Here is a 25,289-nt window from a genome sequence, read left to right as displayed (position 1 = left end):
AGGGCGAAGTTAAAGCTTGTAAATACGGTGTAAATGCCATGTCAACTATTTATCGAATTTAGGTTTGTCTTACACAAATCATTTTACAGATAAAGCCAAGGGTTTTCCTTGGCTTTGTAATCATTAAATAAATATCGGTAAGGATATTTGTTTTATGCCGGGTGAGGAACCGGGAGTGGCTGCATCTCTACTTTAATACTGAGGTATTCGTTGATGTAACGGTAAATGTCTATAGTTTGGGTTTCGAACCTGATGTTTTCTACCTTTAGGGTGAATTTACCTTCAGGGAAATTCTTGAATGAGAAGTATCCTTTTTCAGTGATTTTGGTTTCCAGATCAGTGTCGAGAACGCTAACAATACCATTTGCAATTGGTTCGCCGGTTTGTTTGTTCACAACAAAACCTCGTATGGCGATGTGCTGATTGATGACCTTCTTTAGTTTACGAGCAGTAAAGTAGGCTTCTACTAATTTAGGGTTTGCCTCGCGATAGCTTTCGATGGACCAATCGAGTTTGTCCTTCAAAAAGGAATCGGTGGTTCGAATCAACTCTTCAAACTTCTTTTTGTTTTTCTTGTTCTCCTCCAGAATCAAGTCTTTCTCTGCATTTTGGATTTCGATATCGTCGATGCATTTCTTGTAGGCGGTAATAGATTCGCCGGCAATGGAATAGTTGGCCAATTCGCTGGTATAATCAACGCTTAGCTCATACAGTATGAATGCGGCTGCCAGGCGCACAATTTGTGATCTGCGTGCCAACTGATCCTGTACTTTTTCCAGCTTAACGCGTAGTGTTCCATTATCCGTGTCGTTTGCCAAACGAATCAAGGCTATCACCATCAATTTGGACTTGAGGCTAAGCTCTTTGTACAATTCATTTTTTGCTTTGATTACCGCTTTTGTTGGCTTGTTCTGTTCTACTTGAAGGTTGCGCAATTTGGTATGGTAACCTGTGAAAATTGTGATTTGAGCCTTTGTAGATTCATCGGTTTCGAATGCCGATTGGTTTTCTTCCAGCGCATCTTCGATGTGATGATAACTCTGTAGCTTGCTTAAATATCTTGCTATCATATGAGTGTTGTTTGTTCGCTAAATAACTTGTTGTTTATGCATCAACCGAAATTTCAATAGTAAATTACGTATTCGACTCACCCAGTGTAGGTGAGAGGCAGGTAGTAGTTTGATACAGTGGTTTGTATCTTAGGGTGTCAATTCACGGAGTCATGTTTTAAAGCCTCGTACATTGGTTTTAATGGACGAAACGCAAATGTTAATGCTTGAAACGGTCCTGTAAATGCTTAGGGAGTACATGTAAAAGCATGAAACATCAGTGTAAGAGCTTGATGTAGCAGTGTTAGAGGACTAAACGGCTCGTTAAATGTTCTGGTACGCCATGTAAATGAACAGGTCGGCCGTGTAAATGGAACGGAATTGCCATCAAATGCTTTCGAAAGCGCATGCAATCCTTTGGTTTGGCTTATCAATTTATTGGATTGTGCGGTTAGTCTGTCTGAATGAAGGTGTAATGCCTTTGTATGACTTGTTAGGATCATGTGCAAAGCTTTCATCCATTTCATTCTCACCTATCCTTCTCTTGTTCTTCGCTAATGCAGTAAATTGATAATATATATCGTATTGTTTAGCTAAACTCCTTTCGAATGTATAAAAATGTAATTAACAATACAAAATATTTATTGGCTGTTTGAATTTGAAGAATGAAGGTAGTTAACCTGCACTTATTGAAATTGCTAATGCTTCCGATAATTTTAATAAAAATTAAATAAATGCAGTTTAGAATCATTCAAAATATGATAATTAACAAAAAGGGAGTGTTTTTATCAAAAATGAACTATGGTTATCCTAAAAGTCTAATAATATGTGATGAATGTGTTTTCAGTTGATGTAAATGGCTTTGCTTTGTTTGTCAACTTGTTTGTTGTTATCTGTATTTTGTTTGCAATATTAGGCCGTTTGAGGATATTTTAAATGGGATTATTTTGGAATGATTTGGTTTAACTGGATAATTTGAATGGGTAATAGATTTGTGAGTGAAATTAGTTGAGCATAAGTTTTGATTTGAGGGTGGGGTTTGGTAGATTTGGGAGAGCTGCATCGAAATTGTTTGAAGTTCGAATGCTGTTATGGATATTATTTAGGGAAGTAAAAGATTAGATAAATGACATAAACCTGTGAGTTATGAAACTTAGAATTACAATTGTAGTGCTTTCAATATTGTTTTTGTTTGGGTGTGTGAGTAAAAGTAGAGAGACAGAATTGCTTTCAAAAATTGAAAAATTAGAACTGGAATTAGATGAACTTAAGAATGGAGATGAAAAGCTTTATTCTGAAATGAAACACTATTATCAGGAGAGTAAATACCCTACTTGTAAGAGCATTTATATTGAAATGGAAAAAAGACATACCAATTCGAAACATTTTGTGGAGGTAAAAGATTTGTATACAAAGATTTTGAGAAAAGAAGAACAAGAAAGAGAGGAGTTGAGAAAGAAGAAAGAACAGGTACAGGCCGAAGAGAAGAGGAAAATTGAATTAGAAAAACAAAAAAAGTTAAAAGCTTTAAAAAAGCTAAAAAAGTCCTTTGATGATGTGTCAGGTAATACTTGGTATTATAATCCTTATTTTACTCATTACAATAATAAAAATTTGACTTCACTTTATATTGGGAAAAGTGATTCTTATAGTTGGCTTAGATTAAAAATGTCATATCAAGGTAGTAATTGGATTTTTTTTGAACGAGTTTATTTGTCCTATGATGGAAATACAAAGGAAGTTATTTTTGATAAGTATGATGACAAAGAAACTGAAAATAGTGGAGGGGGTGTATGGGAATGGATTGATGTATCAGTGTCTAAAGATCTACTAAAATTCCTAAGAGATTTTTCTCAATCTCCAAATGCAAAAATGCGATTGTCAGGTAAATATACAGAAACACGTAACTTAACTTGGAATGAAAGACAGGGAATAAGAGATGTAATTAAAGGGTATGATGCTTTAAATGAATAAAATCGGTTCTTATATTTTTGATAAGTAATGGTAAAAGTGTGAAATAATAATGCTAATAGCTTGATTTAAATAAAGATGTAATTTATTAAGATAAAATCTAAATCAATGAACACATTAACAATGGAAGCGCCGAGTAAGATAACTCCAAAAGAAAAGGGAGATTCTTTAGAACTTGCTGTTGAGCATATATTTAGTGTAGCAGGGTTTAAAACAAGCCGTAATGTTTGGATTGCAAAGTATGAAATTGATGTGGTTGCTGAAGTAGGGGATAGAAAAGTTATTGTGGAGTGTAAAAACTATCAAAATGGGTCTCTTACAATTCGAAATTTAATTCATCAATGGCATAGTAAGAATCAGATTATAAGAGCTCATAAAATCATTATTGCTTTAGCGGGACTTGTTGTAAAGGATAGTGACTACGCCTTGGCTGCTGAATTTGATATTGAGCTTTGGAGTCAGGATGATATTTCAGAGATGTTTAATTTGTCCTTGAAACCTGATGAGCTTAGGAAAAAATTAATTGAAAAGATTGATTTTAGACCTATTACCATTGCAGAGAGATATAGAGACGATATTACATATTTGGTAATTAAGCCTTTGTTATCGATTTATGATATTCCAGAGGAGGGATTGTTTAGATTATTTAACAGGTGGTTGAGGGCCCATATATTAACAGAGCTTCAGATGACTGAAACTAATGCTTCGGAGAGATCGAATTTGATTGAGTTGTTCGAAGGAAGCAAAACTAAGAAAAGATTCTTAAATCTTGTGAAGAAGAAGAGGAAAGAGGTTGAATATTGGGATACTGTTTATGAGCAGCTTAAATCACATGATGTTTTATCGAGAGAAAGGCAGGATTACTATTTGAGTCATATGAATGACTTGCTGTGTGAATATGCGGATCAGAAAATATTTTTCAGAAGTGATGATTATATGGCTAGGATAAGAAAGTTAATTTCATCAAGGTTACAAAATGCTTTGTTAATGGGGCAATTTTGTTCTTTCACTACGAGTACCATGAATAATCATGTTAAGGTGTTTTTTGAAGAAGAAGGATATGTTGGCATTTATATTACTGGAATATCAGAAGCTGAGAGTAATGTGTTGAATTGGATTATGACTTCACAGTGTTCCCCACAAAGAAATGAAAATGGAGAAATTATTTCATATAGATGGTGGTGCAGTTCCTTAAATGATGCAACCGAAAAATTATATCGGATTTTTACGGAGTATTATGAGATAAGTGAGAAGAATAGGTTGAAGGATGAGCAGATCAAATAATATTGGGAATATATCGAAAAACTATATGTAATAAGAAATTAAAAGTATGAGAGGAAGTTATAGAAGTAGTATTATTCAATTTTTGTTTGTCGTACTCTTTGCAGTATTTTTCTCGGATAGTTTATATGCTCAAAATAGAATTGTGACATTGCCAGAAGGGGAGCAGATTATTTTATATCCGAATAAAACATGGGATTACTATAAGGGTATTTCTTATGATTTTGATTTTTCGACACTTACCAATAATAATATACCAAAGTTTCTGAGGTCTGGAATAAGTGTAGATAAACAAACATTAAGGATTGCTGTTGAGATGTATTTGCAAGGTTGGAGATATATTATGCCTAGACCCAAGAGTTCGCAGGCATATTGGGGTAATTCAGATGGAAGAACAACTTGGTGGAAAGGATATTGGTACAATAGCAAAACTTATAAATATTCGAGGATAAGACCTGTGAAGCAGAGTAGTGGATATTACAAAGGAGATGAACAAAATGATAAAGGATACTGGAGTAATGGAGGAAGTCCTGCGTATCCATCAAAAATTGATTGGTTATTGTCGTCATCAGGAGGAGTAAAACCTTATTAAGAATTGTTTAAAGACTTATAGTTACAATCAAGGTTAAAGTAAGAGCTTTAAACTCATACCAATTGGATGTGCATGGCTGATGCATAGACTAAAGACATAAATTAAAGATATGGCACAATACATTAAAAAGTATTCCATTTTATTGGTTTCTGCTTTGATCCTATCTCATGTATTGACAGGAGTGATCATGATCATATGGCCAGATTTATTAACGAGGGAATTGCCGAATGGAGGGTTTTCCACTTTAGGAACAGGCTTCCTGACTTCGGGGTTGGAATATCTAATCAATATTGCCTTTGTGGTTTTGTTGTACAAAGAGATGAAAAAGGAAAATATCAAATCGATTCCTGTTTTGGTGTTGACTTTCTTTTCATCCTTCATGGGTGTATTGTTCTTTCTGTTTGTTGTGGCCTATGAGCGAATGGGGCTTTGTAAAAAGTAAGAGTTATGAATAAGTTAATGAAAGTATTGAATAAGTATATCGTTTTATTCATCGTTTCGGCATTGTTTGGAATGCCATGGATCTATGTTAGGCATTTGATGTTTGATATGACCAATCATGAAACCTTTAATTTGGTTGATTCTATACCGGGTTATGTGAATTATTTGATTCGATTGATTGTGATTGTTTTGTTGATCATTGATTTTAGAAAGCAGAAATTGAAACATGTGGTTTTGACTTGTATTGCAACGCTGTTTTATCCTCTCTTGGGCGTTGTTGTGTTTGCCCTTTTGATGTTGGAGAAAGAGAAAGTAGAAAGGATAAAGTAATAAGGAAAAAGTAATAAGGATAAAGTAAAAAATATAAGAAGATGAGAAAACTATTATTTGTTATTGTATGTGTTCTAAGTGTGCTAACGATTAGTGCTCAGGAGTATAAAGAATATTTGCGTCAGTTTGAAGTAAGTTTTAGCGAAGGGAATTATGCCGCAGCCGAGAAGCATATGAATAAAGCGATATCGATTCTTGAACAAACGGGCAATAATAAAGAACTGGTATATTCCTATTCGAACCTCGGAACAGCTTTAAGGCGAATGGATAAGAATGAAGAGGCACTCCGAGCCTATAAAAAAGCTTTGGCTTTACGTCCTGATGCCGTGTTTGTATTGGCTAATCGAGCATCGCTTTATAATGTGATGAAGAAATACGATCTGGCTATTGCTGATTTTAATACAGCATTAAAACTTAAGCCAAATGAAGAAGGATTGTTGTTGAACCGAGCACATGCATTTAAACAAAAAGGTGATAGTTTGGCAGCAGAGAAAGATCTTCAAAAGATTATGGAGATCAATCCGGAAAACTTTCGTGCAGCAAGTAACTTATGCGGAATCTATGCCAACAGAGGAGATTACAAGCGTGCTATAGCTACATTAAGTCAGCTAATTGATAAGCATCCCTATGAATTTAGATTGTACAATAACAGAGCCTACTTCTATTTGAAAACCAAGGAGCTTGATAAAGCAATGCTTGATGTGGACAAGTGTATCGAGTTGAATAAAAACTACGATGTTGCTTATACCACAAGAGGGGAATTGTATATGGAGCATGGTGAGTTTAAAAAGGCACTGAAGGATTTAAGGAAAGCTGTAAAGCTTGGAAATAAGGATGATGAGACATTCAAGTTGATTGATAAATGCAATGAGCATTTGAATTAGACTTGAAGCTAGAATTAGCTAAAGAAGAACTGTATAGTATGAAAAATAAATTGAATTTGCTGGTGTTGCTGCTTTTCTGCAGTTCGATGTCGGCCTGTGCACAAAAAGAGTTGAACTTGAAGGCTTGTGCTTTAAGCGATACTATTGTTATGGGCAAAAGTGTAAAAGTGCGTTTGACACTGGAAGGAATTGAGAGTGATATTTTTAAAGGCAGAGAGGCTAAAAGTTGGGATGGTTTCTTTGGTGACTATCAACAGAATCATGATTTTAGAACTTTTGTAAGTGAAGTGCCCAATGAGTTAGGGACGAATGTATTAGGGCCTTATGCCATAAAGATGATGGGCAGGGATTTTGTTTCGAATACAGTAATTGTTGAGGTGATAGAACAGCCCGAAGAGATTTTTAAGATTGAGATGCCCAGAGAAGGAGAAGTGGGAGAGGAAATTACAATCAAGTTACGTGGCAGGTTTAATGGATCGCTTACAGCTATAATTAAAGAGAATGAAATTTTTAAGGTGAATGCCAGATCGGTTACCACAAGTATAGCAAATGGCGTACATAACACGGTATGGGAGTTTGGTGTGAGGCTAAAGAAAAAGGGTGTGTTTGAAATGAATAGAAGTATGTTTAGGAATCTGCCGGATCAAATTAAAATTACGCCTGTGACATTTGAGGTGAAATAAGCGGAGGCTATACAACTTGATCATCTAAAAATTAAATACATGAGATTCCTGATTGTCGTTCTGATCATTTTAGGTTTTACAGGATGTAAAGAGAAGATGAATTGCTCTTATCGAGTGCCGGAAGATAAGGGGGATGGCCTAATGGTATCTACACTTGCAAAGCATGCTTTTGATACCCTCCGATTTGTGGATGTGAATAAAGACATTTGCCAAGGGAAATATGGAAATGTTCATTCGGTCTTGCTTCTTCACAAAAAAGAATTGTTGGTAGAGCAGTATTATCATGCTTGGGATGAAAACGAGATGCATTTTTTAGCCTCCACCACAAAAAGTTTCTCTGCCATTTTAATGGGTATTGCCATTCAACAAGGAAAGATTAAGAATGAGAATGAAAAGATGATGGATTTCTTTCCTGAGTATTCTGTTTTACCTGCTGATTCATTAAAAAAGAGAATTTGTATCAAGCATTTGTTGACCAATACATCTGGATTTGAATGGGATGAGTATGCTTTGGCGGTTGATGATCCACAGAATATGGGTGTACAGATGGATAAAAAGGAGGATTGGCTGAAGGAATCGCTGGAACTGCCAATGGATACCATACCAGGAACTCGGTATGTATATAGTGGGCCAAATAATATCATTGTGGGAGAAATCATCAAAAGAGCGACAGGACAGAATGTGGCAGAATTTGCCAATGAAAACCTGTTTGAGCCATTGGGGGTTAAAGAGTATGACTGGTTTTTCAAGAATGGAGTATGTGATATTAGTGGCGGCTTGAAACTGAAAGTGAGAGATATTGCTAAATATGGCTTGTTGCATTTGAATCAGGGCAAGTGGCAAGGCAAGCAAGTGGTTTCGTCGGAATGGATGGAAAAAATATTTGAGCCATATATTGAAATCAAGCATCCGTTGTACAGTTGCTTTCAGTGGCGAATGGTTGAAACGGAATATGGATTTAATTCATGGTTTATTCCGGGAAATGGAGGGCAGATCATAAATGTTGTTCCTGAATTGGATTTGGTGATTGTAATCAATGCTGACAATAGAAGGATTCGGAAAGGGGAGTGTATTCCCTTGGAGTATTTGTTGAAGGCATTGACGGAATTACATCCGAAGCTCAAAAAGAATTGATAATACTTAAAAAAGTAAAAATATAAAGTCATGAGAAAATCAAATAAACTAATACTTGCAATTGTTGGCCTAGTTGCAGGGATTTTATTGTATTACTTCAGTGATGGAGTTGTAATTGTTGATTCTGAATGGACAAGTTTTCTTTCAGGTGCTCTGATTGGTGTGGGGGGTGGTTTTATGATCTTCTACCTGTTTAATGTCGGTAGGAATAAGGAGTAGATTCAGAAAAAGAACCTTATAAAATAAATATTGTTGACTAACAGTTTAGGACTGCCGGTTTATTTGAGAATAAATTAAAACTCAGATCTATGAATAGGAAATTATTTGTTGGCACTTTGCTAATTGCTGTATTGTTTTTTAGTTGTAAACAAGAAATCAAGAAGGTTAAAAGCAGTAGTGAGGAGATTGTTTTGTTGAATCATGATCCTGTTGTGAAAAGTAAGAAAGATATGCCTAAGAGTTTACCTATCTTATTTCAATCAGGAGAGCATAAGTTGGTAGGTAGAATTTTAATGGCTCATGGATCGAATCTAAAGCCTACTGTGATTTTTCTTCATGGTAATCCAGGATTTGAAAAGAATGAAGAAATAGGTCAGTTCTTAAGAAGACAGGGGTATAATGCAGTGTTCTTTTCTTATTCGGGAACGTGGGGTAACGAAGGGGTGTTTAATTATAAAAATTCCATAGAAGATGTTAAGTCACTGGTGATTTATCTAAAGAAAAATGCGAAATACTTTAGAATAGATACCAAACAAATTACTCTTTGTGGGCATAGCATGGGAGCTGATATTGCCATTCTTTGTGGTAAAGAAATTTCTGGAATAAATAAGATTATTTCTATTGATCCATGGGATGCTTATCATGCTTTACGATCAAAATCGAAGGAGGAATTGAATCAATATATTTCGAATGTGGAGAAAAGGCCTTGCATCAAAGTGAGCTCGGGAGCGGATTTTGTGAATGGTATTATTGAAGATCCGGAAATGGATTTAGAGTCAGCTTTAAGTGTTGGGGAAAACATTCATATTTTTAGTAATAAGGAATCGGAAGCAGAATTCATGGAGAAGTATGCGGGTGTAAGTAAAAAAAATCTAGTTGTTCTTGATGCATGCGATCATTCTTTCTCTGACAAACGTATAGAATTGGCAAAGACAATTATAAAAAGCCTACAGTAGTTGATGTTAATTATAATTTAGAAGATAAAATTATGAAAAAAATAGTATTACTTCTCTTTTCCTTTGTGGCTTTTTCATTCGGTCTTATGTCGCAGACTAAGTATTACAAGGAGTTCGGTAAAAGCAGAATTATCGATCAGGCCGAGTATGATCAGATAAAAGATGTATTGATTCACAAGAACAAATCAAAGCCTAATGTAAATGTGCATTTGATGATTGTGAATGAAAGCATGCGTAATGATTCTCTTGTGCTTACCTACAAAAGACAATTGGTAATGAATGGAGGCGTAACAATAGATTTATCGGGTGCCGAGCAGGTGTATGGCATGGTAGGAAAAAAGTTTCCGAAGTTTACTCTTAAAGATTTGGATGGTCATCCTTGTTGTTCTGATAGTTTGTTAAATGGTCCGGTAGTTATAAATTTTTGGTTTAATGGCTGCAGACCCTGTAAGCGAGAGATGCCAGTTTTGAATCAGATTAAAAAGGAGTACGAGGAAAAAGTTCGCTTTGTATCCATTACGTTTAATAATGCAGGTGAGGCAGGTAGAGTTTTGGAAGACAATCCTTTTGATTTTTACCATTTGGTGGAGGGCAAGGCACTTATTGATCAAATTGGAATTACGGCTTATCCTAAAACCATTATCATAGATAGGAATGGCGTTGTCGGACAGGTGATGGATTGTGTTGAAAGTGTGGTGAATGAAAATGGAGAAGTCGTTTTGGGTAAGGGGGATGAAATCAGGAAAGAGATAGAGAAGATCTTATAGACCTTTTGCAGATGCGAATACAAAAATGATAAGCGCATGAAAAAAAGAATTGAAAAAAAAGGTACTGATATGCTGTTGGATTGTGCACTGGAGTATCTCTCGAAGTAATAATTGTTTGTAAAATATCGAATTGTAACGTTTCACAAAATAATTAATGACATGATTAGATTGTTTTATTATTCGCAGTATTTGTTTTGGCCCTTTTTTGCCTTAACAGTTTTCTATATTATTAAAGGTTCTGTTTTTGAGCCCAACCTTAACGATGTTAGTCTGGGGGTTTTGTTTATGGGAATTGCATTTGGATTTAGTAGCATGGGTGATGTCTCAGATATTTCGAAGAGAGAAGAGAAAATGTTTTTGAATGAGAAGAAATTTAAAAGTCAGGTAATATACATTGCAGCATGTGGGATAATGACTGTTTTTATGACATTGTTCTTTATGAGTTTAAAGTGGTTTGGTACTAACGAAAGTGCCGATGTCTATTATAATTTAGGATTGAATTGTTCTCCATTGATACTTGCTATGTTTTTTACCTTAAAGCAGTTCCTTGATAAAAAGGCATATTTTGATATAAAGAGACAAGAGGATTTGCAATTGGAAAATCAATGTGTTGACAGTTAATGTGATGATATCTAAAATTTAATAGTTATGGGATTATTTAAAAAAACCAGAACCACAGAGAGTAGAAATAAAGGGACATCAGTTGAAGTGTCCGATATGTGGAGAAGAATTATTTTATCAGCGAGAAACTCAACTGAATACGGCAGTGGCTTCTTTCTTTAATTTTGATTGGGCAAATCGTTCGGCTACTTGTTTTGTATGTGCGAATTGTACGCATATATCCTGGTTTTTGGGTGAGTGATGAGTATGAAGATTTAACCTGGATTAACCTTAATTAGGATAATATTAACTTGCTTTAGATTGAAAAATATGTTGTTTTGCAAAGAGACAAATTAAGTGTGAGTTCAGCTAACCACTACACTAACTAATCGAACTTATCCCTGCGAATTTAAATTTGCAGGGATATTTTTATGGCAATTAATCATGCTTTGATAATTCTGTAGTACCTGGCATTTTCAAATCCATGGCATTTATCACTTTTCCAATATTGCATTCCCAGCTTTTCAAGAACTTTAATGGAGGCTGCGTTTTCAGAAAGAACTCGTCCTATGATTTGATCGAATCCTAATGTCTCAAAACCGTATTGTATGCATGCTTTTGCCGCTTCGCTGGCGTATCCTTTGTTCCAATGTTTCCTGAAGACTCTAAAGCCAAGATCGATCAGTTCTTCTTCGTTTAGCTTTAATCCACACCAGCCAATGAATTCATTTTCCATTTTTGTTATCATGGCCCATCTTCCGAAGCCATTCTCTTGATAGTCATTGTAATTCTGAAGAAATGCTTTGGCCTGTTCTACAGATTCGAATGGTAGGTCACCGGTGTATTTTATAACCTCAGGATCGGCATTTAGATCAAACATGCTTTGTGCATCCTTAGGAGTAAATTCTCTTAATCGTAATCGCTCTGTTTCCAATACAACTTTCATGTTTGTTGTTTAATTTAATCCAACCTTAATAATCTAATTTTATCAATGCGAACATCATTGCGCTCACCATTCATGTTGTTGTTGAACTCTTCGAAACTAATCTTGAAAAAATTATAGCCTTTTTTTAGATCTACATGAAAGGAGTTGGAGTAGTTGTAATCGTTCCATTTGCCTTTTCCCCTTTGAGGAAAAACAATAGTGCCTATGTATCCATTGTTTTGCCAAAGGCTTCTGCTGGCACATTTGTCACCGGTATTAACGTCTCCATTTCCATTTGCATACAAGAAGCTCAATTTATAGCTTCCATCTCTGGGTGCTATAACCTGAAAGTAGTAAGGTTCTTTATCGGTTTTCTTTAATGTTACAAAAGACGATTTTCGCTTGCTTAGAAATATCTCTGCTTCTATCAGTTTTTCATACCTGCGTTCATAGAGAAGAACTGGTTTGGAAAGAAAGGAGTGATGGTTTAAACTATCCACGGATTGTACACAAAATTCGGTAGGATACGTAAAATTAACTTCAACCATGTGGGTGTCTTTTGTTTCGAGCAAAAGTTCTCCGTTTTTATAAACCTTGTAATGCGTTGCATTGTTTATCTCATTCCATTGTAATTGATTGTTTTTGTAGGATAAGCTTGGAGTTTCTGGCGAATAGAAATGTTCGACCATATTTATTTTTTCATCAATTGGGATTTCGTTGTTCATTTTAATCACAATTTTGTGATGCCCTTCGATGTTTTTAGGTACAACTGCTCTTTTGTAAGGTGTTCCATCAAAAGTAAATGAGCTAATCCTGTTTCCAAATCCCAACACTTCAATATGAAGAATGGCCTTGTTGTATCTGAAATTACTTAGTACTTGCTTTCCTTTAAATTCTCGTGGAATAACAGGTTTAAATTCTAATTCTTCTGCAGTGAGGTGGATTCCCATCAGAACATGAAGAAAATTAGATATGGCTGAGGATGCACTTAAAAGTTGATCATTCGAATGGTTTTCTGTAGGCTGGAAATCTCCATTTTCAATCGAATAGCTTCTTTTGTTGGTTAGGAATAGTGCCGTGGATCTAATCGAAGAGGCAAGTCCCCAAAGTACAGCTTTTGTATTTTTGTTTTCTGCTGCTGCCCAATTCCATGTTGCCTGAATAAAAGGCCAAATTCTGTTGTTGTGATAATTGGCTACGTTCGGAATTTGTGGATGAAAACAAGCTACTCCAAATTGATGTATTGGAATGTTTTCTGCTGAATTTTCTCTTGCATCCCAAATGTTGGCAAGAGATTCTCCAAGTGCGTCGGAATGTGGTGATACCAAATTGTAATTGTTGTATCGAAATTGACCAAGGTATTTTTTGTCTTCTATTTTAAATTTGTTGTTGATGCTCTTTTTTAAAGCTTCAGAAATGTGTTTGTACTTTTGTATATCCTTGCCAAGAAGGTTTCCCATTTCAATAAGTATTTGCAAAGCCTTATAGTGAACAACTTGGTTAGAAAGGGAATAGGTTTCGTAAATATTGGTAGGTGACATCCATTTGGGATAGGATTGTTCCTGTTGATTCAAGAATGAAGCTTCTCCTTTGAAAAGATGAGAATGATAATCCCAAATTGAATTGATGTCATCATCAATGCTGTTTTTAATAATAAAGTATGTTCTTCTAAGCCAGTCAATATCTCCTGTTGTTTTGTAAATTTCCCATGCAGCTGTCCCCCAAATTAAGCGATCCGAACTTATGGGCCAGGAACCTCCAGTGCCTGCATCTTGAATAATCCTATCGTTTTTTACTCTTTGCATTAGGCTGTTTTGGCATACTTTAGGGTGGAGTAGTGCTAATGATAGCATGCCAGAATATCCTAAGGTAGTGCTTGTAATATTTTCTTTTGAGAAGATACTGTCATTTAAAATTTTCCGGTCTATCTCTTCTAAGGATAAATTGTATATCGCATTTAAAATTTCATGATTCGATTGGTATGAGGGATAATGAAATAAGCTGCGTTTTAGTTTCCACTGGTTGCTCTTTAGGTGAGGGTATGAGGAATTAATTTCCTTTTTGTTTTTAGCGATAGCTAGGAATTCGCCTTGTTCAACACGGTTTGGGTAGATATTAAATCGATCCGACTTGAAAATTGGATTGTTGTCTGATTTACAGGCAAGCATATTCAATGTAAAAAGAAGAACAATTACAAAACGTATGTGTTGATTTAGCTTACTTTTTTGCATAGCTTATTTTTGAATCAGCATTAAAATTAACAAATCGATTTTGAATTGAAATTCTTATTGTATGTTTTATAGCGATTGTCTGTTAAAATGTGATAAAAAAAAACGGCCGAAGCCGTTTTTTCATAGTGGGTAAAAAGTAAGGTTGTATGTAGTAATTGAGATTACTATTAAAATTATATAAAATAAATTAAATGATCAAAAGTTTATTATAAAATTTATTGAGATTTTGTATTGTTTAATCTTTCTGCATTCTCTAAAAGCACATCATATTTGTATCCGGCTCCAAAATCTTTGTCGGTAATTAAAACGCCTTTAAATTCAACGATCTCACCAATGCTAACCTTTTGAGTTGAGGTAATCGTTAAATCAAAATTACCATTGTGCTCTGTGCCGTCTTGAATGTGTATCCAGTTTCTGTTTAATATATTTTCGTTGAACTTGGTTACTTTTCCTTTTACTTTAATAACTGAATTAACTAATTCGTCTTTATTCTTGAAAATGTTTTGGATGTTTGTAAAGTCGTCGCCGGCTTCAATGTCCACTTCAACTTTTACTGCATTTGGTTTTTTCATTTGTGATTTGCTGTGAGGATCTGCTTTTCCAGATGGTTCACTTGAAATTGAGTTTAAGAAATAGATTAGTGGGAAAGTTTTGTCTAATTCTTTGCTGTGAAAATCTTTCATTGGCAAGGCATTCTTGTAAAAATAGGTTTTACCAATTTCTATTGGCTGTTTCCTGATTGCAACCCAAATTTCACTGTTCTCGTTGTTTCCCTTGATGTATGTGTATGTGTTACCATTAATCAATTCAGTTACTTTGATTTTCTCTTTTCCATCAGGAATGTCAATCGAATTACTTTGTTTTTCATTTTTGCAGGCCGATAATAATATGGCAGTAATAAAAAGGCAGGATAATAATAGATTTTTCATAGATGTATGTCTTAATTTGATCTACAATATAATGGTTTTATTTTGATCAATTCTTATAAGAAGAAAGAAGAAAGTTAAAAACTTGTTAAAACAGTTTTAAATATCCAGAGCCAATTAATAATGCCTTTTATTTGCTTTGGGTGAGTTTAGAATGTTATTGTAAATAAAATAAAGACTTGTAAGTCTTAAAAGTTCAATAACGGACGGTGATGTAACGTAAATGGACACGATTAGATAGATTCTAAATAGTGTTGAGTTGCCTACAGTAGTGGACAGTAGTTGTTTTTCATGTTTGGTACAAAAAATGCTAGGTGAATTGCATTTTTATTTAGACCTAAAACATATTTGATGGTGTAGGGGTGAATTTGTCTATAATAAGACTCATTGCAATTATCTTTATAGAGTTTTAACAAATATAAATGATTCAAGCATGCTACGTACTTTTTTATCCCTGGTAATTCTTATTTCAAGTTTTGCTGGTTTTGCACAGAATAACGCTCAATGGCGCGGAGAAAACAGAGATGGTAAATATCCTGATTCTAATCTTTTAAAATCTTGGCCCGCTGAAGGTCCCAAAATGTTATGGCATTTCGATCAATTGGGTGATGGCCACGCATCTGCAGCTGTTACTGAAAAGTATGTGTACACTGGAGGAACAGAAGGCGACGAAGGCTTTGTGATTGCATTTGATCATTCAGGAAAACAAATTTGGAAACAATCTTATGGCAAGGAATGGATGGATTCTTATGATGGTGTGAGAACTACTCCTATGATTAACGATGGAATGCTATATGTATTAACAGGACATGGAGAGCTTGTTGCAATGAATGCTGATGATGGCACTGTTGTTTGGAAGAAGAATGTTTTAAATGAATTTGAAGGCAGTAACATTCGCTGGGGAGTAACAGAGAACTTGTTGGTTGAAGGGGAAAAGCTTTTTTGTACACCAGGAGGCAGTCAGTCAAGTGTAGTTGCATTGAATAAAAAGAGTGGTGAGCTAATCTGGAAATCTGCTGCAAAGGGTGAAAAATCGGCCTATTGCTCGCCTGCTTTGATAAAATTAGATAACAGAAGTCTATTGGTTACCCATACGCAAAATTCAATTGTTGGTATCGATACAAAGGATGGTAAAATGCTATGGAGTGTGGATCATCCCAATAAATATTCCATTCATCCAAATACTCCTGTGTATAAAGATGGAATGTTGTACTGCTTTAGCGGATATGGAAAAGGTGGTGTAATGTTACAATTGGCTGATGATGGTTCAAGTGTAAAAGAATTGTGGCGAAATGAGAAACTGGACAACCAAATGGGTGGTGTAATATTGTTGGATGGTAAGATTTATGGATCAGGGCATGTAAACCGTGAATGGTTTTGTCTGGATTGGAAAACAGGAGAAACGCTTTATTCATCGAAAATGTTGAGTCGTGGAAATGTGATTTATGCTGATGGAATGTTATACTGTTATGGAGATAGTGGAGAAATTGCATTGGTTGATGTAAGTAATGGTTCGTTCAATAAAGTGAGTTCATTTCGAGTTCCTTATGGTGAAAAGCAACACTGGGCTCATTTGGTAATTCACAACAAGAAGTTATATGTACGCCATGGAAGTTCATTAATGGTGTACTCAATTGCGAAATAAAAATTATAACACTACTATAACCTATAACCAATTAAATTATGAAACGATTACTAGGACTGGGACTTGTTGCTTGTTTGGCTTTTTCTCAAGGAACCATGGAAAGGGTTTTTACCGAATGGAGAGGACCAAATAGAACAGGCGTTTACAATGAAACAGGACTCTTGAAGGAATGGCCTGCTGAGGGACCAAAAATGTTATGGTACAATGATAGTATTCCTGTAGGATATTCTTCGGTTGCCATAGCTCACAATACAATTTACCTAACAGGATTAGTTGATTCTTTGGATTACCTTCTGGCTTTTGACATGGATGGTAACAAGAAATGGCAGGTAGCCTATGGAAAAGGATGGGATGCCTCTTTTGTAGATAGTCGTGCTACTCCAACCATTGAAGATGATAGAATTTATCTTTCCAGTGGAAAGGGAGATGTTGCTTGTGTAAATGCATTGAATGGAGAAATCAACTGGAAAGTAAATGCCAGTGAAAAGTTTGGTGGAACTTTTGGTAAATGGGGGATTGCAGAATCGATACTTCTTTACAAAAATATGGTTTATTATACTCCTTGTGGAGAACAAACTACCATGATTGCTTTGGATAAAATGACAGGTGAAACGATTTGGCAATCAGAAAGCTTGAATGACAATCCTGGTTACGTATCTCCATTAATGATCAATCGCAATGGTAAAAATCAAATTGTTACGGTAATTGAGAAAAATGTATTTGGAGTAAATCCCGATACTGGAAAAATAGAATGGCGATTTGATTATGGAGCATATGCTGGTGGCAAATGGAAAGCAAATATCAATACCAATACTCCTTTGTACAAAGATGGTAAGATATATGTGACCAATGGATACGACCACAAATCGGTAATGTTGAATTTGAATGAAGATGCAACAGGAGTTGAATTAGCTTATGTAGATTCTTTACTTGATGTTCATCATGGTGGTTCAGTATTATTGGATGGCTACATTTATGGTTCTAACTGGGAGAATAACAGAATGGGAAATTGGTGTTGTTTGGATTGGAATACAGGTGCTAAAATGTATGAAACCCAATGGCAAACCAAAGGCTCTATTATCTCGGCAGAAGGCATGTTGTATTGCTACGATGAAAAAGTAGGAAATATCGCTTTGGTGAAAGCTGATCCTAATGAATTTAAAATAATTAGTGAGTTTAAAGTTCCATATGGAAAAGGACCTCACTGGTCTCATTTGGTGATAAAAGATGGAGTGATGTATGTGCGTCATGAAAATGCACTAATGGCCTATTCAATAAAAGAATAATGTAAATGCTAAACCTGTTGGGATTTTAAAAGCCTGACAGGTTTCTTACGAATAAGTATATGCTGTCGAAAAGAAGCGAAAAAGGATTAATTCTCTTGGCTGTTGTTGTGGCAACAGTATTGTTTGTGTATTGGTTGTTATACAATCCGGTTAAAGATATTCATGCAAGTATTCCCGGAATGGATAATCGTCCGAAGGAAAGTGAATCCAGTGGAGGAAAGGTTAAGATTGGTGAAGGATTTGATTTCTTTAAAGAGTTATCTACTGATCTAAAGGGTAAATGGGTTCAGTTTCGCGGAGCCAATTCAGATAATATTTCAGCAGACCAAACAAAATTGATTAATTCATGGGGAAATGGACCCAAAATCGATTGGCAGGTGGAACTGGGAGAAGGTCATGCAGCACCTGTGGTTTACAATGGGAAGGTATATGTGCTGGATTACGATGAGGTGAAAAAAGCCGATGCTTTACGATGCTTTTCATTGGAAACAGGGGAAGAGTTGTGGAGAAGATGGTATCGAGTGCATATCAAAAGAAACCATGGTATATCCAGAACTGTTCCGGCCATTAACGATAAGTATTTAATTACGATTGGACCTCGATGTCATGTGATGTGTACCGATCCCAATACGGGAGATTTCTTGTGGGGAATTGATTTGGTTAAGGATTACATGTCTGAAATACCTTTTTGGTATACAGGTCAGTGTCCGGTTATCGTCGACAATATTGCCATTATTGCTCCAGGAGGATCATCTTTACTAATAGGGGTGGATTGTGCTACGGGAAAAGTAGTTTGGGAAACCCCAAATCCAGATGGATGGAAGATGTCTCATTCATCTGTTATGCCAATGAATTTGAATGGTAAGAAAATGTGGGTATATGCTGCAGTAGGAGGTATTGTTGGAGTTTCAGCGGAAGGTGATGACTTGGGAGAGATCCTATGGAAAACAAAAGATTTTGCTCCTTCGGTTGTGGCTCCTTCGCCAATTGTTTTTGGCAATGGAAAAGTATACATGACAGCAGGATATGGTGCAGGAGGTATTTTACTTCAGGTAAAAAAATCAGGTAATAAATATTCGGTTGAAACTTTACAGAAGTTCAAGCCTAAGGATGGAATTGCATCGGAACAGCAAACACCTATTTTATATGATGGACACATGTTTAGTATTCTTCCTAAGGATGCCGGTGGTTTAAGAAATCGTTTTGTTTGCGTTGATCCAAATGATAGTCAAAAGATACTTTGGGATAGTGGTTCAGCACATCGATTTGGTTTGGGACCATATGTAGTTGCCGATGGAAAATTCTTTATCCTTAAAGATGATGGTACCATAAGCATTGCTAAGGCTACATCAAAGAGTTTCCAGTTTTTGGATAAAGCCAAAATTATGGAAGGACACGATGCGTGGGGACCTTTGGTTGTTGTTGATGGACGTTTGTTAATGAGAGATGACAAACATATGGTATGTATTGATGTGAGAGCCAATTAAAGAATTTAGATATGAGGAATAAGTTGATTTTATGGTTGTCTGTTGTTTTGCTAATCGTATTGATCGCATTCATGGCAAAAGATCTGTTTAAAACAGGTGAAGTAAGTCAGGAGAATGTGTACGAGTATGATTTGAATGCTTTACGTCATGTAGATGAATCAAAAATCAGTCATAAAGAGAGCAAGCAAATCAAAATTGATGCAGATGAAATTCATGCCATTGCTGTAGATCAGGATGATAATATCTATGTTGGAACTGATAAAAATGTACTTGTACTCAACTCGGAAGGCAAGCAAATTAACAATTTGAAATTAAGACAAGCTGCATCTTGTATCACAGTAAAGGAGAATGGTAACATTTTGGTAGGAATGAGTAATCGTATCGATATCAGAAAACCTAATGGCAGCCTAAGAAACAGCTTTGTTGTAAAAGGAGATCGAACTTATATTACATCCATTGCTGTTCAGGATACCAATGTTTTTATCGCCGATGCTGGTCAGAAAATCATTCATCATTATAGTATTGATGGCATTAAAATAAAGGAAATTGGTGAAGAAAATCAGGCAGAAGGAATAAAAGGTTTTGTAATTCCTAGTCCATACTTTGATTTGCTGATTGGTAGACAAGGCGAATTATGGGCGGTAAATCCGGGACGACATGCTTTTGAGGCATACAATTTTGAAGGTGAACAAATATCAAGTTGGAATAGAACCTCTATGGGGGTGGAAGGATTTAGTGGATGTTGTAACCCGTCGAATATTGCCATTTTATCTGATGGTTCTTTTGTGACTGCAGAAAAAGGATTGGAAAGAGTAAAAATACATCTCCCTTCAGGAGATTTTAAATCGGTAGTAGCTGCTCCGGATTTGTTTGAACCTGGAACGGTTGGTATTGATTTGGCAGTGGATTCAGAAGATAGAATTTTGGTTTTGGATCCGGCTAAAAGCTTAGTTAGAATTTTTGAAGCAAAATAGAATGGAAAGAAGAGATTTTTTAAGAAGTGGCTTGAGAGGATTAATAATTGCGGGATTGGCTGCAATTAGCGGGGTGTTTGTTTACCGAAACTATACAACGAAAGAAACTTGTGAGTTTACCACTCCATGTCAGGATTGTAAGCAGTTAAAAAGTTGTAAAAAACCAGAAGGCTTAAAATTCAAAAGAGATCAAAAAGTTTCTAACAACTAGTTACTAATTACTAGTCAGTATGAAAAAAGACAGAAGAGAATTTATAAATACATGCTTTCGTTTTGCGGCGGGAGCAAGCATTGTTGGAGTTGCAGGAGTTCTGGCGAGCAAAAGTGTAAAAGGAGATTACCTTTGGCAACTTGATCCAACCAAATGTACACAATGTGGGCGTTGTGCAACAAGTTGTGTTGTAACGCCATCGGCTGTAAAATGCATTCATGTTTATGACATGTGTGGTTATTGTGATTTGTGTGGTGGATATTTTAGACCTAATGTGAAGAATCTATCTACAGGAGCAGAAAACATGCTTTGTCCGACCGGAGCCATTAAGCGCACTTATGTAGAGGATCCTTATTTTAAATATGAGATTATTAATGAGTTGTGCATTGGTTGTGGCAAATGTGTAAAAGGTTGTGGAGCCTTCGGAAATGGTTCATTACAATTACAGGTTAGTCACGATTTGTGTGTGAATTGCAACGAATGTGCCATTGCACGCGATTGTCCATCAGATGCATTTAAACGAGTTCCTCTTGAAGAAGCCTACCAGTTTGCCGGCTTCAAAACCAATAAAAAGATTTAAGAAATGAAGAAAATCTTTTCGATATTCTCTCTGTTAGTGCTATTGGTCATCGATTTTGCAGCTTTTGCGCAAACTCAACGATTTCCAAGACCAGAATTTGAATCGGGCTACACGCAGCCGGTTACTTCCATGCCAGAACCTCGGGCAGGAATATTCGCATTGGTGGACGTATTGCTTTTGATTGCAGCTTTAAGCTTGATTACCTGGTTTATTCATAAAAAGCGTTCACGTACAGGAGTTGTAATTACTTCACTATTTTCAATTGTATATTTTGGATTCCTTAGAGAGGGATGTGTATGTTCTGTAGGATCAGTTCAAAATGTTGTGTTGGCTTTATTCAATCCAGGATATCATATACCACTTTCCGCTTTAGCATTTTTTGTGATACCATTAGTTTATACACTGTTTTTCGGAAGAACCTTTTGTGCAGGAGTTTGCCCTTTAGGTGCGGTTCAAGATGTTTTTCTGCTAAGACCGGTTTGTTTGAAGAAATGGTTGCAGAAAGTTCTGGGATTGATTCCATGGATATATCTTGGTTTAGCGATTCTTTATGCAGCTACGGGGACCGATTTTATTATCTGTAGATACGATCCTTTTGTTGGAATATTCAGGTTCAACGCAACTTTCTTCATGTTTGCCATTGGTGCAGCATTTCTACTGATTAGTGTTTTTATTGCTCGTCCTTACTGTCGATTTTTATGTCCTTATGGTGTGATTTTGAACTTGGTAAGTAGAGTTTCTAAAAAGCATTTAAGCATTACTCCGGCAAGTTGTATACAGTGTAAACTTTGTGAGAATTCATGTCCATTGGATGCCATCAACAAACCTGTTGAAGTCAAACAAATGGAAGATAAGCGATCAGCAACGAGACGTTTCATCCTTTTGGGAATGATTATTCCTGCCTTAATGATAATTGGTGCTTGGGTGGTTTCTAATTTCCATGAAAATTTGGCTATGGTGAATTCGAAAGTACGTTTGGCCAATGAATTGCTTCATTTTGATTCGAATACGATGAAGGAAAGTTTGGAGATTGAAGGATTCAGAACCTCTGGAAAAACCAAGGAGGAACTATATCTGGAATCAGCAGCTATATTAAAGCAGTTTTATTATGGATCGTGGATGCTAGGTGCCTTTATTGGTTTGGTATTTGGCTTGTCATTGGCAGGATTAACAAGATATCGTTATAGAGAAGACTATGAGCCAGATAAAGGAGAGTGTGTGAGCTGTGCCAGATGTTTAAAATATTGTCCAGTGGAGAAGGTTTAACCACGAAGGGTAACGAAGGTTTTCACGAAGTAACACAAAGGATAAGAACACTATGAGTAAGGAATAATAACCACAAAGGAAAAAATAAGGTAATCACAAAGGAGCACAAAGTTTATAATGTGTGGTTAAAGAGAAAACACTTAAATGAGTATTAGGTTTGTTTATAATATCAATGAACAACATTTAAATAAAGGCGGAATAAAAAGAGTAAACTATAATATTAATCATCGTAATCAAAGTATAACATTTTCCTTCGTGGAACTTTGCGAAGTACTTTGAGCAGCCTTTGTGGTAAAGTAAATAATCACAAAGGAACACAAAGTTCATGATTATGGATAGAGAGAAAATATTTAAAAAGATATTAGATTGTTGTTTTCGAGTGCATACTGAACTTGGGCCTGGCCTATTGGAATCAGCATACGAGGCTTGTTTATTATATGAATTAAAAGAAGAAAGCCTTGATATCAAACAACAGTTAGCCGTTCCAGTTACCTATAAGAATGTGGAACTTAATGTTGGCTACCGAATTGATTTGTTGGTAAACAATGAAATTATTGTGGAATTAAAATCAGTTGAAAAAATGAAAGATATTCATTTAGCACAGATTTTAACTTATATGAAATTAGCAGAATGTAAGCTTGGACTACTCGTAAATTTCAATGAAAAGCATTTAAAAGACGGAATAAAAAGAGTTATACTATAAAAATACTTTGTGTCTTGTGGTAAAAAAATATTATCCACAAAGGAAAAACTAAGGGGTTCTCCAAGGAACACAAAGAATATAAAATTACAGTGAATAAAAATAAAAAATAGATAAATCAAAATTAAAGAATAATAATCCTATTTGACGAGTGAATGAGTAATCCTTAGTGAGACTTTGTGAAGTACTTCGGGTGACCTTTGCGGTAAAACTAATCTTTGTGGTAAAATTATGAAGAACAAATTCAAATTAAGAAAAACCAACCAATTTCTATGGAGGAATATTGCAATTGTGGCGGGGACTTTCTCGTTTATCATCTGCATGTTGGTTTTGGTGAATTATATACAAATCAATCGAATTGATCCTGTAAATACAGAATTAATCAATTCATTGGTGCAACGATTGGAAGAAAATCCAAATGACAACCAATTGAGAGAGCAGATTCGTGAAATGGATCTTTTGGTGCGTAAAGCATACTTCACCAATCAATGGCAGGTGAAAGCTGGTGGTTATCTTTTGTTATTAGGTGTTATTGTTACAGCAATTGCTTTACAGATGTTTTATGCAGGCAAGCAAAAATTACCGGAAGTAACGGAGAGTGAACAAGAGAATATTGTTTTATTCAAAGAAAAAGCCCGTAAATGGATTGGCGTTGGAGGATTTGGATTGGTGGCCATAACCTTATTGATTGCCTTTTTGACTCATAAAGAATTGGGGAATCAGTTTACCCAAGCTGCTTTGGTGGCACAATCAACTCCTGAAGAGACCAATGATAATGTGGAAGTGATTGAGCCGGCTAAAGAAGTTGTGCAGGTTGAGCCTGTTAAAAAAGAAGAACCTGTAATAGAGCAAATTGCAGAAGAGGAGCAAAAGAAGGAACCTAAGAATCAAGAACCTGTTGTTGCTGAAAAGAAGCAAGAAGTAGCGGAGAAGAAAGAACCGGAAGTAAAAAAGGAAACTCCTGTCAAAAAAGTTGCTGCCAATACATCATATCCTACAAAAGAAATGAAGGCAAACTTCCCAGCCTTCCGTGGAGCTGCTGGACAGGGAGTATCTTATCAAAAGAATATCCCAACCGATTGGGATGGAGCAAGTGGCAAAAATGTATTGTGGAAGGTTCAAGTGCCAATTCATGCTTATAACTCGCCCGTAATTTGGGGAGATAAACTGTTTTTGTCAGGAGCCAATGCAACCCAAAGAGAAGTATATTGCTATGATAGAAACAATGGAAAGCTACTTTGGACAGCAAAAGTGGAAGGCATTGCAGGTTCTCCTGCAAAATCACCTGAGGTAACACCAGACACAGGTCATGCGGCATCTACCGTTACTACGGATGGAAAATCAGTTTTTGCCATTTTTGCCAATGGCGATATCATTGCCTTGGATTTTAATGGAAAACAGAAATGGGCAAAGAATCTAGGTGTTCCTGATAATCATTATGGACACTCTTCATCTTTGTTGGTGTATCAGGATAAACTGATTGTACAGTATGATCACAAGAAAGATGCGAAAGTATTGGCACTTTCAACTGCAAATGGTGACGAACTGTGGAGTACAAAAAGAAAAGTTCGTGTATCCTGGTCATCGCCGGTGATTGCTCAGATTGGAGAAAATACAGAACTTATTCTGGCTGCTGACCCTTGTGTAGCCTCATACGATGTGAATACAGGAAAGGAACTTTGGAAATTAGATTGTATAACTGGCGAAGTTGGTCCTTCTGTGACAGTTGGTAATGGTATTGTATATGCTTTGAATGAATATGCTAGTCTTGTGGCCATTAAACCAGGAGCAAATCCAGAGGTTTTATGGGAAGCATACGATTACTTGTCGGATGTTCCTAGCCCTGTTATTTCAGGAGATAATTTGATAATTGTAACCAGTTATGGAGCCGTAGTTTGTTATGATGCTAAGTCCGGAGAAATACGTTGGGAGCAGGAATTCGGTAATGGATTTTATGCATCTCCAATTGTTGCCAATGGGAATGTATATCTGCTTGACAGAGATGGTGTGATGCATATTTTCATGGCAGACAAAGAATATAAAGAAATTGCTGCTCCTGCATTGGGAGAGAAATCAGATATGACACCAGCATTTGCTGATGGAAGAGTATATATTCGAGGAGAGAAACACCTTTATTGTATAGGGAAATAA

Annotated in this window: 26 protein-coding genes; 21 read left to right on the top strand and 5 right to left on the bottom strand. The window is 35.9% G+C overall.

The genetic code is table 11. The features are described from left to right. Window positions 1–152 precede the first annotated feature (152 nt). Entirely contained in the window at window positions 153–1,070 is a 918-nt protein-coding gene (locus ACKPCA_RS06965) for a carboxypeptidase regulatory-like domain-containing protein (protein ID WP_321282138.1), read from the bottom strand. A gap of 227 nt (window positions 1,071–1,297) precedes the next feature. Beyond that, the gene (locus ACKPCA_RS06960) at window positions 1,298–1,576 is read right to left on the bottom strand and encodes a hypothetical protein (RefSeq protein WP_321282137.1); all 279 of its coding nucleotides are present in this window, start codon (window positions 1,574–1,576) and stop codon (window positions 1,298–1,300) included. Between the two features lie 619 nt (window positions 1,577–2,195). Between ACKPCA_RS06960 and ACKPCA_RS06955 the strand changes: the two genes are divergently transcribed. The 12 genes from ACKPCA_RS06955 (at window position 2,196) to ACKPCA_RS06900 (ending at window position 10,928) form a co-directional block, all read left to right on the top strand. Beyond that, window positions 2,196–3,023, top strand: a complete 828-nt coding sequence (locus ACKPCA_RS06955; protein WP_321282135.1) for a hypothetical protein — start codon at window positions 2,196–2,198, stop codon at window positions 3,021–3,023. A 105-nt stretch (window positions 3,024–3,128) separates the two neighbouring features. Next, the gene (locus tag ACKPCA_RS06950) at window positions 3,129–4,304 is read left to right on the top strand and encodes a restriction endonuclease (protein WP_321282133.1); all 1,176 of its coding nucleotides are present in this window, start codon (window positions 3,129–3,131) and stop codon (window positions 4,302–4,304) included. Window positions 4,305–4,350: 46 nt separating this feature from the next. Next, entirely contained in the window at window positions 4,351–4,893 is a 543-nt protein-coding gene (locus tag ACKPCA_RS06945) for a hypothetical protein (protein ID WP_321282132.1), read from the top strand. A gap of 109 nt (window positions 4,894–5,002) precedes the next feature. After that, window positions 5,003–5,335, top strand: coding sequence for a hypothetical protein (locus ACKPCA_RS06940; protein ID WP_321282131.1), 333 nt, complete (start codon window positions 5,003–5,005; stop codon window positions 5,333–5,335). Window positions 5,336–5,340: 5 nt separating this feature from the next. After that, window positions 5,341–5,664: a hypothetical protein gene (locus ACKPCA_RS06935; protein WP_321282130.1), complete on the top strand. Its 324-nt coding sequence runs from the start codon at window positions 5,341–5,343 to the stop codon at window positions 5,662–5,664. Window positions 5,665–5,705: 41 nt separating this feature from the next. Beyond that, window positions 5,706–6,548 carry a tetratricopeptide repeat protein gene (locus tag ACKPCA_RS06930; RefSeq protein WP_321282128.1) on the top strand — a complete coding sequence of 281 codons (843 nt, stop codon included), beginning with the start codon at window positions 5,706–5,708 and terminating at the stop codon, window positions 6,546–6,548. 38 nt (window positions 6,549–6,586) lie between these two features. Further along, window positions 6,587–7,231 carry a hypothetical protein gene (locus tag ACKPCA_RS06925; RefSeq protein WP_321282126.1) on the top strand — a complete coding sequence of 215 codons (645 nt, stop codon included), beginning with the start codon at window positions 6,587–6,589 and terminating at the stop codon, window positions 7,229–7,231. A 39-nt stretch (window positions 7,232–7,270) separates the two neighbouring features. Beyond that, the gene (locus tag ACKPCA_RS06920; RefSeq protein WP_321282125.1) at window positions 7,271–8,365 is read left to right on the top strand and encodes a serine hydrolase domain-containing protein; all 1,095 of its coding nucleotides are present in this window, start codon (window positions 7,271–7,273) and stop codon (window positions 8,363–8,365) included. Between the two features lie 30 nt (window positions 8,366–8,395). Continuing rightward, the gene (locus ACKPCA_RS06915) at window positions 8,396–8,584 is read left to right on the top strand and encodes a hypothetical protein (RefSeq protein WP_321282124.1); all 189 of its coding nucleotides are present in this window, start codon (window positions 8,396–8,398) and stop codon (window positions 8,582–8,584) included. A gap of 89 nt (window positions 8,585–8,673) precedes the next feature. Further along, on the top strand, window positions 8,674–9,540 hold the full coding sequence (locus ACKPCA_RS06910) for an alpha/beta hydrolase family protein (RefSeq protein WP_321282123.1): 867 nt from the start codon (window positions 8,674–8,676) through the stop codon (window positions 9,538–9,540). Window positions 9,541–9,572: 32 nt separating this feature from the next. After that, window positions 9,573–10,307, top strand: coding sequence for a TlpA family protein disulfide reductase (locus tag ACKPCA_RS06905; protein WP_321282122.1), 735 nt, complete (start codon window positions 9,573–9,575; stop codon window positions 10,305–10,307). A 159-nt stretch (window positions 10,308–10,466) separates the two neighbouring features. Then, a complete protein-coding gene (locus ACKPCA_RS06900; RefSeq protein WP_321282121.1) occupies window positions 10,467–10,928 on the top strand; it encodes a hypothetical protein in 462 nt (153 codons plus the stop codon). A 421-nt stretch (window positions 10,929–11,349) separates the two neighbouring features. Here the strand turns inward: ACKPCA_RS06900 and ACKPCA_RS06895 are convergent, their stop codons facing one another. The 3 genes from ACKPCA_RS06895 to ACKPCA_RS06885 all read right to left on the bottom strand — a co-directional run bounded on the left by ACKPCA_RS06895 (window position 11,350) and on the right by ACKPCA_RS06885 (window position 14,992). Further along, window positions 11,350–11,853, bottom strand: coding sequence for a GNAT family N-acetyltransferase (locus ACKPCA_RS06895; RefSeq protein WP_321282120.1), 504 nt, complete (start codon window positions 11,851–11,853; stop codon window positions 11,350–11,352). A gap of 14 nt (window positions 11,854–11,867) precedes the next feature. After that, window positions 11,868–14,063: an alpha-L-rhamnosidase-related protein gene (locus tag ACKPCA_RS06890; RefSeq protein WP_321282119.1), complete on the bottom strand. Its 2,196-nt coding sequence runs from the start codon at window positions 14,061–14,063 to the stop codon at window positions 11,868–11,870. A 215-nt stretch (window positions 14,064–14,278) separates the two neighbouring features. Continuing rightward, complete coding sequence (locus tag ACKPCA_RS06885; protein WP_054721589.1) at window positions 14,279–14,992, bottom strand: hypothetical protein; 714 nt, start codon at window positions 14,990–14,992, stop codon at window positions 14,279–14,281. A gap of 430 nt (window positions 14,993–15,422) precedes the next feature. On the opposite strand from ACKPCA_RS06885, the gene ACKPCA_RS06880 reads away from it, so the two are divergent. From ACKPCA_RS06880 to ACKPCA_RS06840, 9 genes are all read left to right on the top strand, one after another. Next, window positions 15,423–16,634: an outer membrane protein assembly factor BamB family protein gene (locus ACKPCA_RS06880; RefSeq protein ID WP_321282118.1), complete on the top strand. Its 1,212-nt coding sequence runs from the start codon at window positions 15,423–15,425 to the stop codon at window positions 16,632–16,634. Between the two features lie 38 nt (window positions 16,635–16,672). Then, on the top strand, window positions 16,673–17,920 hold the full coding sequence (locus tag ACKPCA_RS06875) for a PQQ-binding-like beta-propeller repeat protein (protein WP_321282117.1): 1,248 nt from the start codon (window positions 16,673–16,675) through the stop codon (window positions 17,918–17,920). Between the two features lie 59 nt (window positions 17,921–17,979). Further along, window positions 17,980–19,407, top strand: coding sequence for an outer membrane protein assembly factor BamB family protein (locus ACKPCA_RS06870; RefSeq protein ID WP_321282116.1), 1,428 nt, complete (start codon window positions 17,980–17,982; stop codon window positions 19,405–19,407). A gap of 11 nt (window positions 19,408–19,418) precedes the next feature. After that, window positions 19,419–20,381 (top strand): NHL repeat-containing protein, encoded by a 963-nt coding sequence (locus tag ACKPCA_RS06865; protein WP_321282114.1) that lies wholly within the window; start codon window positions 19,419–19,421, stop codon window positions 20,379–20,381. 1 nt (window position 20,382) lies between these two features. Next, on the top strand, window positions 20,383–20,592 hold the full coding sequence (locus tag ACKPCA_RS06860) for a hypothetical protein (protein WP_306740443.1): 210 nt from the start codon (window positions 20,383–20,385) through the stop codon (window positions 20,590–20,592). A gap of 19 nt (window positions 20,593–20,611) precedes the next feature. Beyond that, on the top strand, window positions 20,612–21,172 hold the full coding sequence (locus ACKPCA_RS06855) for a 4Fe-4S dicluster domain-containing protein (protein ID WP_321282113.1): 561 nt from the start codon (window positions 20,612–20,614) through the stop codon (window positions 21,170–21,172). A gap of 3 nt (window positions 21,173–21,175) precedes the next feature. Beyond that, on the top strand, window positions 21,176–22,438 hold the full coding sequence (locus tag ACKPCA_RS06850; RefSeq protein WP_321282111.1) for a 4Fe-4S binding protein: 1,263 nt from the start codon (window positions 21,176–21,178) through the stop codon (window positions 22,436–22,438). Between the two features lie 331 nt (window positions 22,439–22,769). Further along, complete coding sequence (locus ACKPCA_RS06845; protein WP_321282110.1) at window positions 22,770–23,141, top strand: GxxExxY protein; 372 nt, start codon at window positions 22,770–22,772, stop codon at window positions 23,139–23,141. A 228-nt stretch (window positions 23,142–23,369) separates the two neighbouring features. After that, on the top strand, window positions 23,370–25,289 hold the full coding sequence (locus ACKPCA_RS06840; RefSeq protein ID WP_321282108.1) for an outer membrane protein assembly factor BamB family protein: 1,920 nt from the start codon (window positions 23,370–23,372) through the stop codon (window positions 25,287–25,289).

Source organism: Marinifilum fragile (assembly GCF_963677365.1).
Lineage (GTDB): Bacteria > Bacteroidota > Bacteroidia > Bacteroidales > Marinifilaceae > Marinifilum > Marinifilum fragile.
Note: the sequence above shows the minus strand (reverse complement) of the source record. Positions and strands in the feature narration are given on the sequence as shown.

What these genes read in the sequence shown, in the direction of transcription:
- ACKPCA_RS06885 (WP_054721589.1), bottom strand. Translation starts at nt 14,992, where the DNA reads ATGAAAAATCTATTATTATCCTGCCTTTTTATTACTGCCATATTATTA.
- ACKPCA_RS06965 (WP_321282138.1), bottom strand. Translation starts at nt 1,070, where the DNA reads ATGATAGCAAGATATTTAAGCAAGCTACAGAGTTATCATCACATCGAA.
- ACKPCA_RS06895 (WP_321282120.1), bottom strand. Translation starts at nt 11,853, where the DNA reads ATGAAAGTTGTATTGGAAACAGAGCGATTACGATTAAGAGAATTTACT.
- ACKPCA_RS06865 (WP_321282114.1), top strand. Translation starts at nt 19,419, where the DNA reads ATGAGGAATAAGTTGATTTTATGGTTGTCTGTTGTTTTGCTAATCGTA.
- ACKPCA_RS06850 (WP_321282111.1), top strand. Translation starts at nt 21,176, where the DNA reads ATGAAGAAAATCTTTTCGATATTCTCTCTGTTAGTGCTATTGGTCATC.
- ACKPCA_RS06910 (WP_321282123.1), top strand. Translation starts at nt 8,674, where the DNA reads ATGAATAGGAAATTATTTGTTGGCACTTTGCTAATTGCTGTATTGTTT.
- ACKPCA_RS06890 (WP_321282119.1), bottom strand. Translation starts at nt 14,063, where the DNA reads ATGCAAAAAAGTAAGCTAAATCAACACATACGTTTTGTAATTGTTCTT.
- ACKPCA_RS06870 (WP_321282116.1), top strand. Translation starts at nt 17,980, where the DNA reads ATGCTGTCGAAAAGAAGCGAAAAAGGATTAATTCTCTTGGCTGTTGTT.
- ACKPCA_RS06915 (WP_321282124.1), top strand. Translation starts at nt 8,396, where the DNA reads ATGAGAAAATCAAATAAACTAATACTTGCAATTGTTGGCCTAGTTGCA.
- ACKPCA_RS06935 (WP_321282130.1), top strand. Translation starts at nt 5,341, where the DNA reads ATGAATAAGTTAATGAAAGTATTGAATAAGTATATCGTTTTATTCATC.
- ACKPCA_RS06960 (WP_321282137.1), bottom strand. Translation starts at nt 1,576, where the DNA reads ATGAAATGGATGAAAGCTTTGCACATGATCCTAACAAGTCATACAAAG.
- ACKPCA_RS06860 (WP_306740443.1), top strand. Translation starts at nt 20,383, where the DNA reads ATGGAAAGAAGAGATTTTTTAAGAAGTGGCTTGAGAGGATTAATAATT.
- ACKPCA_RS06845 (WP_321282110.1), top strand. Translation starts at nt 22,770, where the DNA reads ATGGATAGAGAGAAAATATTTAAAAAGATATTAGATTGTTGTTTTCGA.
- ACKPCA_RS06945 (WP_321282132.1), top strand. Translation starts at nt 4,351, where the DNA reads ATGAGAGGAAGTTATAGAAGTAGTATTATTCAATTTTTGTTTGTCGTA.
- ACKPCA_RS06940 (WP_321282131.1), top strand. Translation starts at nt 5,003, where the DNA reads ATGGCACAATACATTAAAAAGTATTCCATTTTATTGGTTTCTGCTTTG.
- ACKPCA_RS06855 (WP_321282113.1), top strand. Translation starts at nt 20,612, where the DNA reads ATGAAAAAAGACAGAAGAGAATTTATAAATACATGCTTTCGTTTTGCG.
- ACKPCA_RS06880 (WP_321282118.1), top strand. Translation starts at nt 15,423, where the DNA reads ATGCTACGTACTTTTTTATCCCTGGTAATTCTTATTTCAAGTTTTGCT.
- ACKPCA_RS06920 (WP_321282125.1), top strand. Translation starts at nt 7,271, where the DNA reads ATGAGATTCCTGATTGTCGTTCTGATCATTTTAGGTTTTACAGGATGT.
- ACKPCA_RS06900 (WP_321282121.1), top strand. Translation starts at nt 10,467, where the DNA reads ATGATTAGATTGTTTTATTATTCGCAGTATTTGTTTTGGCCCTTTTTT.
- ACKPCA_RS06905 (WP_321282122.1), top strand. Translation starts at nt 9,573, where the DNA reads ATGAAAAAAATAGTATTACTTCTCTTTTCCTTTGTGGCTTTTTCATTC.
- ACKPCA_RS06950 (WP_321282133.1), top strand. Translation starts at nt 3,129, where the DNA reads ATGAACACATTAACAATGGAAGCGCCGAGTAAGATAACTCCAAAAGAA.
- ACKPCA_RS06955 (WP_321282135.1), top strand. Translation starts at nt 2,196, where the DNA reads ATGAAACTTAGAATTACAATTGTAGTGCTTTCAATATTGTTTTTGTTT.
- ACKPCA_RS06875 (WP_321282117.1), top strand. Translation starts at nt 16,673, where the DNA reads ATGAAACGATTACTAGGACTGGGACTTGTTGCTTGTTTGGCTTTTTCT.
- ACKPCA_RS06840 (WP_321282108.1), top strand. Translation starts at nt 23,370, where the DNA reads ATGAAGAACAAATTCAAATTAAGAAAAACCAACCAATTTCTATGGAGG.
- ACKPCA_RS06925 (WP_321282126.1), top strand. Translation starts at nt 6,587, where the DNA reads ATGAAAAATAAATTGAATTTGCTGGTGTTGCTGCTTTTCTGCAGTTCG.
- ACKPCA_RS06930 (WP_321282128.1), top strand. Translation starts at nt 5,706, where the DNA reads ATGAGAAAACTATTATTTGTTATTGTATGTGTTCTAAGTGTGCTAACG.